This is a genomic window from Ferdinandcohnia sp. SAFN-114 (assembly GCF_059415045.1).
In genome coordinates, this window is sequence record NZ_JBPFDQ010000013.1 from 47,453 (window position 1) to 60,313 (window position 12,861).

Genomic DNA, 12,861 nt, shown 5'->3' on the forward strand with positions numbered 1-12,861 from the left:
GAGTTTTGTATATTTTGAATAGGGAAACGTCCGTGCATTTATACATTCAATTTCGTAGAAGTAATCTTTGATATTAAAAAAGATTCATGTAATCAATAACACGAATCTAGTATAAAAATATCAATAGCTTTTAACATTTATACATCTTCTAATGTTTCTACATAGTAACAAGAAAATTCTTTTACGATTGGATTCTTCACAGACTCCTTGATTTTCAGTCTCAACTTACTGGATTTAATTTTTGGGATTTGTAAAATATAACGGTGGCCCATCGCCGTACCTAATGCAATCGAAATCCATTCGTTATCCACGAATGCCTCTAACTCAAATTCCCTTACACGTTCACCAAATCGAATCTCTTCCATTAACACAATGTGGTTGATACTTGTTTCTTTTTCCAGCGTTAATAGTAATTCTCTTCCACATCCCGAGGTCCTTCCCAATGGACTGGAAAATCTCCTTCTGATTTCATTCCCAAATTCTATTAACCGCTCTGCGTCCGGTTTCGGTATCAATCCCCGATTATCAGGGGAAATATTTAATAATAAATTTGTTCCATGACCAACAGAATGATAGTAAATATTCATTAATTCATCCAATGATCTTAAGTTTATCTCTGAGTTTGGATGCCAGAACCATTGTAATTTACGAATGGGAACATCGCATTCTGCAGGGAGCCATTCAGGTGTCTCGGGTAGCCAATCCACTGTTTCGTTGGAAAACATACTGATTTTTGCAGCACTATTTGTATTCCAGCAAGGATATGGTGCCACTCCTTCTTCATTTCCCACCCATCGGATTGTTGGCTGTCCCATATTAAAGATCATGGTATTTGGCTGATAAGTCTTTATTATTCCAATCATTCTTTCCCAATTATAAACTCTGTCTTCTGATCCTGCTCCATCAAACCAAACCTCAATCATTTGACCATATTGGGTCATTAACTCGGTAAGCTGCTGGCAATAGAAATCATCATAAGCTTCTTTATCATGATAGCAAGGTTCATGGCGGTCCCAAGGTGACAAATAAATCCCAAAGTGCATTCCTTCTTCTCGGCAAGCATCGGCACATTCACGAACAACATCACCTTTTCCATCTTTCCAAGGACTGGATTTCACAGAGTACTCGGTCGTCTCAGTTGGCCAAAGACAAAAACCATCATGGTGTTTTGCAGTTAGGATAAAGTATTTGAACCCTGCATCCTTGGCAAGCGTAACCCATTGTCTAGCATCTAATTCCATAGGATTAAAAAGTTGGGGAGAGTCGTTTCCATCTCCCCATTCTTGATTACAAAAGGTATTAATTCCAAAGTGACAAAATATCCCTAAGTCAAGATTTTGCCACGCGATTTGACTTTCCGTGGGCAGGGCTAATTTGACCTTATTCATTCGTTTCACGCCCTTTGACTTTTTAGTAAGGGGTTCTGGAGTCGATTTCAATTATCCCAGAACAGGTTTTTCCACAAATGTAATCAATCGTTTTTGCTCATGTAATTCAAATAGGGCAAGCCCTTTCTGGAACGGTTCGAAAATAATGCTTTGCACCGCTTAATAACCGGGTCTCTTTGCCATCCATAAAATGATCTTTCATTAAATATAAATGGTGACATAATAAACCTTCTACCTTGAGCGTATATCTGCGATTAAAGATTTATCTTTAATCTTTTGGTTAATCTGTTCCCTTTTTAACAGGTACCATTCGAGCTCTTTAGGATATTGGTCAAACGTGATTTCATCATCCAATCCTTCTTCCAACAGGACTAAAACTTGATCTCTACCAATCAGGCTTTCTAGCAATTGAAGCGCCCTTAAATCTTGTAGAGCTTCGTATAAAACCTCAAGCCTTATCGATTCGATTGGACCATCTTCACCAGGATAAACGAGAAAGGCATCCCCTGAAGGGAATGAATAATTAGCATCCGTATTTTTAAATGGGTCTATTGCTTTTTTCGAGTATTGTGAATACCAAAAATTATATCCCCAATGAAGAAAGCCAGCGATATTATATTTATACAGTTGTATCCCGAGAATCCGATTACGGAATGATGGCATCGAGAAGAATCGGTTTGCAACTTTTTTATATTGGCCACAGCAATAATATGTCCAAAGATTTTTTACACCATTTTCTAAAAATGGTTTGATATGATCATTGGAAGGAATCGGCGTTTTGACGAGCCCTTTTTCATAAAAGGTAAAATCTGAAAGTGCATCAATTACTGGAAAGTCTTCCAAGTGTTCTTGCAGAATTGAACTTGTTTTTTCATATGACTGAACTTGATCAAGATGCGGCTCATCGGATACATGGAAAAAACATTGGCTTTCTAATCCATTGTCTTTAATAAAATCAACTAACTCCGGAAGAAATTGATGGAGAAATTGACGGTATTCATTGCTTGTGGCATCCGTTTCCCAGCCGAAGAACCGTTTAAATTCTCCATTTTCAAGACCAACTATTTTCGGAGCGTGCCTAGCTCCCCATTGGGTAAAGAGATGGGAAAACTCAAAATGCTTTATACCTTGTTTTCTACACAGCTCAATCCATCTTTTGAGCTTTTCAAATTTGAAGGAGTAACTTTCTCCTACCTTTTCTACATCAACAAGCTGGACTGTTGGACGTTCTCCTCCGACCTCCGTATCTAAAGGAGGTGTAAATAACGGTGTTAGGATCATATTCATTCCATGTTTTGCTGCCGTATCAACAAATTGCTCAATTCTCTTCCAATGTTCCTCACTAAAGACCTCAACATTGTAATAGGTTGCCAAGCAATCGGTATGAAACCATTCTGTATGAATTAATTTTTGTTGGGGCAGTTCAGCCGGAATAACCTCTAATTCGAAAACTTCCTTACCAAGATATTCACCATTTTCCTTTTCAAAGATGACATCAATAAGGTATTTGTCCGGATCCATGTCTAATAGATTATCGACCGTAATCCAAAGCGAACGCCACTGTTTCGGAAAGGCTGTTAAACCATCCTTATTTTGATACTGATAAAGAGGATCTGGATATAATCCTGGTGTAGATTTAAGTATGAGATCATCATGATCGTGGTAACACGGTAACTCAGATGGAACCAATCCTACGGATCGTACCGTAATATTCTCCTGCAAAGCAGAGTTTATTCGTACTCTTATATTCTTTAATAAGGTGCTAGATTTATAGGCAACCTGGAAGGAGTACGTTTCGTTTAAAAGTGCTGAACCTTTTGTGACAGCCTTTTCATTTAATTCTTGAGTAGCAAAAACCTTCGTTAAAGAACTTAAACATCTCGTTAAAAATTCTAGCTCCATTAGCCATTCTCCACTCTTTCTCGTATTAGATTATAGTACCCTGCCTCTAACGCATACGTAAAAAATGATAAACCGCTCCGATCATTCCAGCATGATTAGATAGCTTGGCAAGTACAATCTCTGTATTCTTTTGAAAAGAAGGAAGCAAGTAGTTGTTGATTTCTGCTTGAACTTCCTGTAAAAAACGCTCACCCCGAGCAGTGACCCCACCGCCGATGATGACTTTTTCCGGGTTGAAAATATAAATAAGATTTGAGATGCCCATCGATAAATAACGGTAAAACTGTCTGACAGCCTTCTGAATCTCCTCATCACCCTGATCGTATAAGTCAAAAATTTCTTTTCCAGTCCATGGCCGTTCTTCCTTATAATGATTAGCAAAATGAATTAATCCCGACACCGAGGCATTTTTTTCAAAGGGTTCTCCGTCAACAAGCATATAACCCCATTCCCCCGCACTGAATGAGTGCCCGGAATACATCTTTCCATCAATGACAATCGCTCCACCGATGCCTGTGCCCACAGTCAATGTAATAAAATCTCTTGAACCGTGATGACCTAGCCACATCTCACCAAGGGCCGCACAATCCACATCATTTCTAACTTCTACAGGCAGTCCAAGTGCCTCACTAACAAGCTTCTTAATGTCAATCCCCGTATAATGAGGGATTGTTTCACCGGCAGCGACAATCGTTCCCGTATGGAAATTAACCTGTCCGGCCGTGCTAATGGCAATTCCGCTGAGGGAATAATTTGCCACCATGGTTTTCCCCGCTGCTATTACTTTTTCAATGATTGCCTGACCGCCTAGATGGGCTGCAGTGTCCATCATAAAGTGAGAAAGAATATCTCCATTTTTGGTTACAATCCCATACTTAATTTGTGTTCCCCCGATATCAAAGGCTAGGTAGTGCTTCATCCGATGCCAATTCTCTCTGCAAAAGTTTTTGTGATTAATTGCGGTCTTGTTATCGCGCCCCCCACTACGATCGACCAAGCCCCTAATTCCAACATTTTACGTGCTTGCTCTGGTGTTTGGATGCGACCTTCGGCAATGACTGGGACGGGTAATAGTTTGGAAAGCTGTTCGACTAGTTCAAAATCTGGATCTAGTTGTTTGGGACTATCATTGGTATAACCAGAAAGGGTTGTAGAGACCATATCCGCACCGCATTCCATCGCATATTCGGCATCCCTTACGTTTGCAATATCTGCCATTACTAACGTATTACTGTGCTCATGAATATAATTGACCAAATCCTTTAGGGTTTCACCGTTGGGTCGCTTGCGATAAGTAGCATCAAGCGCAATTACATCAGCCTCTACTGCCAATAATTCCTTTACCTCTTTAAGGGTTGCTGTAATATAAATTTCACTGTCTGGGTAATCGCGTTTGACCAGCCCAATAATTGGTAGACCTGTTTGTCTCTTAATAGCAGCCACATCCACAGCCGAATTACTTCGGATCGCCTTTGCCCCGCCATCCTTAGCTGCCTGAGCCATTTTTGCCATTATTTCAGAACCGTGCAACGGCTCATCTTCAAGGGCTTGGCAAGAAACGATTAAATCATTGTGTATTGACGAAAAAAAAGGATGATTCCTCATATCATCATCTCCTTATTAAAATTTAATACACGTTTGTCCTTCATTCGGTAATGAAGGACAATTTTCATAAAATAGTATGCTATTAATATATTTTTTCTACTTCAACAATATAAGTGTTGATCAATCGCAGAATACGATCATTTAATTCAGACAGGGAAGCATAATCCTGCTGAACGACTGGTAGTAATGGTAACCTCGGGGACCCCGTTTCAATATTTCTTAGTGATAAAATATACTTACAAGCACCGTATAAAGAAGGGTAACTTAATAACTTTTTAATCACGCTATTAATTTCAAATTGTAATTTCTGGGCCTTTTCAAATTCATTTGCTCGATACAATTTATCGAGCGTACAGAATAGTTCCGGCATTACTCCATACGTTCCGCCAATGCCACCGTCTGCTCCCATAATCCGGCCGCCTAAATATTGCTCATCCGGTCCGTTAAAAACGAGAAACTCTTTTCCTGAATTTGCTTTTAATTGTTGTAATTCATAGACACTTTCGCCTGACATCTTAATTCCGATTACCTTTTCTTGAGCAGCCATTTTTTGAAATAGCGATTGAGTCAAATTAAATCCTGTTGTCTGTGGAATGTTGTAAATAATAAATGGTAAGGAGGTGCTATCGATTATCTCCTGCCAATGTTTTTCAACCGATTGCTCTGACAAACGATAATAGATTGCTGGAACGGCTGATATCGCATGCGCGCCGCATTTTTCTGCATGAATCGCTAGCTCCCTGCTTTCTTCTGTTGAGTTTGCTCCAACATGGACGATTATGGTTAGCTCTCGTCCAACCTCCTGCATGACGGCCTCTACGACTCTCTTTCTTTCTTCCGTTGTTTGCAGGATTCCCTCACCAGAACTGCCTCCGACATATAAACCAGTAACTCCGCTATTTACATAAGAACGGGAAAGGTTTTTCACTCTTTCTTCACAAACCTCGCCTGCGTCATCATAGGCGGAATACATTGCAACAAATACACCTTTAAATTGGTCTAAATCCCATGTTTTCATGTTGCTATCCCCTTTTTTGGATTTAAATTTTTTGTTATGAATACTATTTCTATAATTCTAGAAAAACACCACTAAAACGATGGGCGATTAAAAATTAAGGTTAGCGGACGTAATTGTTTCATTACATCCATCTTTTTGTAGAAAGATTTTAAACCGAACTATTTGTTTGTCTGAATTTAGATACTTTATGTTCCATTTTTGTAAAGGCAGAATTTGCTATCCACATAACTCCGTACGCTAGCAGACTGAAACTAAAGAATGGAAATAGTCCCGGAATAAGGATAATCACCATGCTAACTCCAATGGTAAGTGCAGCTATACTTGCGGTATGGAAAGGATGAGCAATGGCAATGATCAGTGCATGCTTAGCAACACTAAACAGCTTGATATCAAAATGAACATAAACTGGAATAAGTAATAAAACTGTCATTAAATAAAGGATTCCCGCAATCCATACGGCAATGAATAAGACCATATCCATCATACTTTCTGAACCTTTGAACAGCTGAAAATAATAATAGATACTACAGCCCGTTAACGTGGTAACCCACCCCAGAAGATTGGTCTTTAGAAACCCCTTACGGTACATTTCCCAAAAGGTCCGAAAAATTGGAACTTCCGTTTGTTTATTGATCCATTTCCGACAAATCGCAAACATCGTAAAAGTTGCCGGGAATATGCCCCCAATGCCTAGACCCACAAGGCAGAATAATATCCAGATTAATTGAAGGGCAAAGAACCTTGTGATCCATTCCATAATTGTGTTTAATTTCTCCATGTAGCCAGCTTGAAACATATTCCCACCTCTTTTAGATAAAATTTATCTACTTATATCTTTGCTTTGAGTGGCACGTGTTTTTCAATCAGCTGTTGAAAACGAACGGCCATTATTTTATCGCCTTCACCGTTTGGATGCAGCCCATCAGGCATATATTTTTCATACTCTTCTCCAAACAGTTTAAGCCCGTCTATATAATAAATGTTTTGATCGCCATGTCGAATTAACATATTCACGACTTGAACAATTTCTGCTCTCACTTTCTCCAGTGATAATCCAACTTCATTTTCAATTTTTTCTCGTTCTCTGTGAAAAATAGGAGAAATAATCGCAATCGGCACGTCCTTGTGCTTTTCACGAATCGTTTGGATAAATCCAATCAAGGCAGGAATAAAAGTTCGATCTGATAATGTCTTTCCCCCGACTATATTTATCCCGACACATAAGGAAATAAAATCAGCAGGCAGATCACGAATCATTCTTCCAACCATTGGTTCTAAATGACAATTTCCGCTATACCCAAGGCAAGTAAGGTTAAAATCCATCTGAGCGGCAGCAAGTGCTGGCCAGGTTTGCGATGGACTATCTGAATAATAACAATGAGTGATCGAACTTCCATACGTAATCCAGCGCAAACGGAAATCGTCTACCTGTTCCCACTCTGCCCCATCATCAATCCATATTCCCGAAATTTGGACAGGTACTTTCTGGGGTAAATAGATCTCTATCACCTTCGATTGACCAGAAAGGGAATCAAAGACAACGGTTGATTCCCCTGCTGGAATATAGGCGGTTTTTACTAGACTACCATCTATTAAACAATCCATCTCCATCCATTCAGCGGATTTAGCCATTCCAATCTGAATAGACTGAGTATTACTTCGAATTTTAATTCGAACACCCGCTGGCATCTCCGCTTGACCATTTATGCTATTAGGAAAGAAAAACTCCTTCTTCTCGAAAGGGATTCTCCAAGGCTTCAAGTAATCCTTTGTTCTTTCAAATGAAACGGCCCCATGAAACAACTTTTCAGATAATGGTATCTGTTGCAAGCTCATTCCTCCAATAATATCAAACTATGACTTTAACCAGTCCAACGAAAACTTAACAAAAGCAATGTCCATGTTATTCCAGTCTGAGTAATCATATACCCGTTCATACAGAACGCCAATTTCGCCAGTTTGCAGAACAGTGAGGCAAGAATAACCGTAGAAGCTTTCCTCAATTACTTTACTATATGGCCATGTTTTCCCGCCGTCTTCACTCAAACGTACGGTTCCTTTAACCCTTGTTTTTTCATCAGCTGGGTTAGAGAATAGAACCCGTACTTTTCCGTCACCTAAATCTGGATAAAGGACAACACTTGATTGACAGATAGGATCAATTAATTCCATGTCAAACGTTACCTCACCCCATGTTTCGCCACCATCCGTACTGGTTGTGACTGCTGTTCTTTGAAGTCCATAATGATTACGCAAATAATATTTTAATTCACCTGTTGGCAATTCTATGACCTGGGACTCTGTTAAATACTGTTTTCCATTATTAATTGTCTGTGCAGTGAGAACCTCACCGTCAAGCTCCCTGCCATCATTTGGTGATTCACCACGCTGCCAAGTAACACCATGATCATCGCTATAAATACAAGCACATGATAGGTGGCCTGCTTCATTAGAAAAATAGATTGGGAACACTAATCGTCCTTTCTTTTCTCCGTGCTTCAACTGAATACCGCACCCAGGACCAGATCCAATAAACTTCATCCATTCTTCCTTAACCGATACATTTAATTCTCTTGGTTTGGACCAAGTAAGCCCATCGTCTTCACTTTGAATGATTTGCAAAAAGCATGTTCTTGCTTCTAGTAAACTTTCATTTTGGTCAATTCCCTTTTTAAAATAGATATTTCCTGCATCCTGACCATTATTGAAGACATAACCATTTTCATCAACTGTATAATTTGTTAAATTGTTTTCTGTATCATAAACTTTTCCTGAATCCGATAAAAAGTAAACATTTCCTTCATTATCAAATAACTTCCTACGTCCATCTGCATCGAAACCGATTCCCGGTTCACTATTCCATAGGCCAATTCCACCTGGCGAGTGGCAATAAATCATAAAAATGGTTCCTGTTTCTTCATCCTGTAAAAGTGACGTATCAATGGCCGCTGCCCCATCTAAACCTTCACCCGCAAATGCGACTAGCTTTTGAACAGGTCCCCAAGTCTCACCATGGTCTTCGCTGCGTCGAATCGTAGCATCTATTTGGTTCGGATTATCTGTTTGATCGACAATCCTTGCATCTATACCTGCAATAACCGTTCCCTTCGTTGTTGTAATCATTGAAGGTATCCGGTAAGCTCTTGAACCTGCAAGGTTTGGATAAAAAACTGCTTCAGCTTGGATATTTGACATATAATTCTCTCCTTGTTGTTTCAAAATAAATGTGGGTACCAATAGCACCCACATTTGTTTTTTTCTATTCATTCATCAAATCGGAAACTATAGGGGCTTTTTCTAACTCAGCAAGCAATTCATTCCCGCCATTATTCATCCAGCTTTCTACGTAGTTGTCCCATTCTTTGTCAATATCAACTTCACCAACAATCGCTTTCATTCTAAATTCGGCTACAATTGTATCAAGCTGTCCTTTATATCGCTTTTCAACTTCTTTAATTTTTGTTTCATTTAATAGATCATATTGATATGGACGGATTATCATTTTTTCCTTTACATCGTCACGTGCAAAGAACTCGCTTTTTAAAATATTTGTATATTCAGATTGGAACCATTGTACCCGTTCTTTGTCGTACGTACGGAAGTTATATGCCCAGAATCCTGAATTTCCTTCTTCAGCTGCAAATTCAGGACGAACTTTTAGAGCTGACTTATCAGGTGTGCCTTCCCAATCGGAATGCTCACCAACTTCACCATACAATGTCCATCTTGATTCATTATCAAAGTTAATATAATCAAAGATCTGGAGAATTCTCGCCAATTCTTCATCCGTTACATCCTTTGAAACATAGAATGCATCTGCTAGGTTTACAACAGGAAGAAATGCTCCCACACCTTGTTGTCCATTAGCTCCAATTTCTGGTGCTGTTCCTAGCAATTTCGCAGTGGAATCCGGACTTTCTACGATATTTTGCGGTGCACGGCCTTTTGCCCAATCATCCATGGCAAGATAGGAAGGCTGCGCAACATAGTATCCAATTTTGCCTTGCTTGTATTTTTCCCAACTTTTTTTGTCATCTAGTGTAGTAAATTCAGGATCAATGATCCCCATATCATACCACTTTGACATTAACTTCAAGAACTCTTTGTACTTTTGCGAGATTTCAGTTGTAACTAGCTTACCATCTTCCATTAAGTTAAACGTTGGTGCAACTCCAAACGCCCCCATTAGCGATGCAGCCCAGTTTGTATTATTATGCCATGGAGAAAGTCCATACGTATCATCCTTACCATTGCCATCAGGATCATCGAAAGTAAATGCCTTTAGAATTTCCTCCAGTTCCTCAATCGTATATGCCTGATCTGTATAATAGATTTTTTCTCTGCCTCCACTAGGTCCTACTTGCTTGATTTCACCTGGAGGTTCAATACCTAGTTTCTCCAACCAATCAAGACGGAGAGTTGGAGCCCAAACCAAACCATCAACATGAGCATATTGACCAATTAATTGCAAATATTCATTATCTGTTCCTTCTTTCAGGTTCATGATTGGTCCTGGAGGATTTTCAGATAACATTTTCATGTATCGAGGAGCATATTTTTCAAGCATTTCTTTCGGAATCGTCCTAGTTAATCCAGAATCATATAATTCTTGTGCTGTCTTTCCACCTGTAGTAAAGGCAAATGTATCAGGAAGATCGCCAGATGCAACCATTAAGTTTACTTGGTCAGAATTCCATGTATCAATTTTCGTATTAATGATATTAATGTTAAATTGCTCTTCTAATCTCTTTTGAACATAGTTCCCATCTTCCACCTTACCTCTTGTGAAAGACCCTGAAAGATTTAGTTCAAGCTCCTTAGAAAAGTCTCCTACTTCGGGTAAGCTTGCAACATCAACTTTTTCTGCTTCTTTACTAGCTTCGTTATTCGAACAGGCTGCAGTAAATATAAGTGCACTTGAGACAGCAGCTAATGAAAGTTTTTTCGCTAATTTTTTCATCTGAAAAATTCCCCCTTTTTAACCTTTTAATGACCCAATCATAATTCCTTTAATAAAATATTTCTGTACGAACGGATAGATCAGAACAATTGGCCCAATGGAAATCATCACTGTTGCTGCCCGTACATTACTTAGCATTAATTCTGCACTAGACATACCGCCACCGCCCATCTGAGCTCCTTGAGAATTTGAAATATCCATCGCCGTCAGCATGTCCCTAACAACAATTTGTAAAACCGTTTTTGAGTCATCCTGAATATAGACGAGCGCGTGGAACCATTCATTCCAATGATACACAGCTGCCCAGAGTGCTACAGTTGCGATTACAGGCTTGGATACTGGAATGATGATTTTTGTTAGGATGGTTAAATAATTCGCTCCATCCATAATTGCAGATTCTTCAAGCCCTTTATCAATGGTCATAAAATAGTTTCGCATAATGATAATAAAAAACACATTAACCGCTGAAGGCAGTATTAGCGACAAGCTATTGTTAAGTAATCCTAGATTTTTAATTAATAAGTAATCTGGGATCATTCCTCCAGAAAAGAACATTGCAATCAAGAAGAAAATCGTAAAGAAATTGCGGTAGGGCAAGTCCTTCTTAGAAAGGGGATACGCTGCCAATACCGTAAAACAAACAATTAAAGCTGTACCAATAACAGTTCGTATGATGGTATTTAGATATGCAACCATAATATTTTCATAGGTAAATACATACTGATACGCATCCGGAATCCATTTGTCAGGCCACAGATTTAAGCCAAGACTAGATGCTGATTCTGCGTCCGAAAAGGATAAAACTATGGTCTGCCAAAAAGGGTAAATGACCATTATTGAAAAGATAATAAATCCCGTTATGTTGAAAATATTAAACAATGAGATCTTTTTCCTAGATTTTGCTGCCATCTTTTATCCTCCTTTCTACCAAATTCCATGTTCACTTTTTCTTCGGATAATTGCGTTCGCACTTAGGATCAGTACGATTCCAACGACATTTTTAAACAACCCTACTGCAGTAGCATAATCAAACTGGAATTGCTCTAACCCACTTCGATATACATACGTATCAATAATGTCCGCAACTTCATAGACTAATGGATTGTACAAGTTAAGAATCTGGTCAAATCCTGCATTTAATACACTTCCAAGTCTCAGAATAAATAGAATAATGACCATAGGCATAATGGAAGGAAGCGTTATATGAATCATTTTATGAAATCTGCCTGCTCCGTCCATGTCAGCTGCTTCGTATAATTGCGGATCTATCGATGCTATCGTTGCTAAATAAATAATGGCTCCCCATCCAATCTCTTTCCACATATCAGTCAGGATTAATATCGGAATGAATGCCGTTTTATCTGACATGAAATTGATAGGTTCCCCGCCAACAAGAGTAATAAAGAAATTAATAATTCCCCGTTGCGGAGAAAATACTTCAATAACCATGGCGGATAAAATTACCCAAGACATGAAATGCGGTAAATAGGAAATGGATTGACTCACCTTTTTAAATTTTTCATTTGTGATCTCATTTAACAAAATGGCAAAAATGATTGGTGCTGGGAACACAACGATAATTTTCAGTAGACTGATCACAACTGTATTTTGCAGTGCCCTTAAAAATAAGAAATCACTAAACAGTCTCTTAAAGTGTTCAAAATTATTCCATGGACTATCCCATATACCTAGACCTGGTGAAAAACTTTTGAAGGCGATTAAGATCCCATACATCGGAATGTAGTGAAAGAGAAATAACATGCCCATCGGAATCAACATCATGATGTATAGCATCTTCATTTTCTTCATACGAACCCACGTCGTATTCGCCTGCCGCTGTGGCTTTGCTTTGGCCTTTTGGACTACAGTTTGCATTTAAATATCCTCCCCTCTCTATTATCTGTAAACGTTTTCTATAATCAGAATAATATAAATTGTTAATTGATAGTTTTACTTTCTTTAGGAAAAATAACACTATTTAAAGATAT

Annotated in this window: 11 protein-coding genes; all 11 read right to left on the bottom strand. The window is 38.7% G+C overall.

Going from position 1 to position 12,861, the window contains the following annotated elements:
* Nucleotides 1-137: 137 nt before the first annotated feature.
* A complete protein-coding gene (locus ACR65M_RS06260) occupies nt 138-1,388 on the bottom strand; it encodes an alpha-L-fucosidase (RefSeq protein WP_440272874.1) in 1,251 nt (416 codons plus the stop codon).
* A gap of 231 nt (nt 1,389-1,619) precedes the next feature.
* Nucleotides 1,620-3,290: a DUF4091 domain-containing protein gene (locus ACR65M_RS06265; RefSeq protein WP_440272875.1), complete on the bottom strand. Its 1,671-nt coding sequence runs from the start codon at nt 3,288-3,290 to the stop codon at nt 1,620-1,622.
* A gap of 46 nt (nt 3,291-3,336) precedes the next feature.
* Complete coding sequence (locus ACR65M_RS06270) at nt 3,337-4,209, bottom strand: ROK family protein (RefSeq protein ID WP_341330092.1); 873 nt, start codon at nt 4,207-4,209, stop codon at nt 3,337-3,339.
* Nucleotides 4,206-4,895 carry an N-acetylmannosamine-6-phosphate 2-epimerase gene (locus tag ACR65M_RS06275; protein WP_440272876.1) on the bottom strand — a complete coding sequence of 230 codons (690 nt, stop codon included), beginning with the start codon at nt 4,893-4,895 and terminating at the stop codon, nt 4,206-4,208. Before ACR65M_RS06275 ends, ACR65M_RS06270 begins: the two co-directional genes overlap by 4 nt.
* 82 nt (nt 4,896-4,977) lie before the next feature.
* Nucleotides 4,978-5,913: a dihydrodipicolinate synthase family protein gene (locus ACR65M_RS06280; RefSeq protein ID WP_440272877.1), complete on the bottom strand. Its 936-nt coding sequence runs from the start codon at nt 5,911-5,913 to the stop codon at nt 4,978-4,980.
* A 148-nt stretch (nt 5,914-6,061) separates the two neighbouring features.
* Complete coding sequence (locus ACR65M_RS06285; RefSeq protein WP_440272878.1) at nt 6,062-6,691, bottom strand: YesL family protein; 630 nt, start codon at nt 6,689-6,691, stop codon at nt 6,062-6,064.
* Nucleotides 6,692-6,741: 50 nt separating this feature from the next.
* The gene (locus ACR65M_RS06290) at nt 6,742-7,743 is read right to left on the bottom strand and encodes an SGNH/GDSL hydrolase family protein (RefSeq protein ID WP_341330088.1); all 1,002 of its coding nucleotides are present in this window, start codon (nt 7,741-7,743) and stop codon (nt 6,742-6,744) included.
* A gap of 24 nt (nt 7,744-7,767) precedes the next feature.
* Entirely contained in the window at nt 7,768-9,108 is a 1,341-nt protein-coding gene (locus tag ACR65M_RS06295) for a sialidase family protein (RefSeq protein WP_341330087.1), read from the bottom strand.
* A gap of 64 nt (nt 9,109-9,172) precedes the next feature.
* Entirely contained in the window at nt 9,173-10,873 is a 1,701-nt protein-coding gene (locus ACR65M_RS06300; protein WP_341330086.1) for a type 2 periplasmic-binding domain-containing protein, read from the bottom strand.
* Nucleotides 10,874-10,891: 18 nt separating this feature from the next.
* Complete coding sequence (locus tag ACR65M_RS06305) at nt 10,892-11,782, bottom strand: carbohydrate ABC transporter permease (RefSeq protein ID WP_440272879.1); 891 nt, start codon at nt 11,780-11,782, stop codon at nt 10,892-10,894.
* Between the two features lie 15 nt (nt 11,783-11,797).
* The gene (locus ACR65M_RS06310; protein ID WP_440272880.1) at nt 11,798-12,748 is read right to left on the bottom strand and encodes an ABC transporter permease; all 951 of its coding nucleotides are present in this window, start codon (nt 12,746-12,748) and stop codon (nt 11,798-11,800) included.
* Nucleotides 12,749-12,861 lie beyond the last annotated feature (113 nt).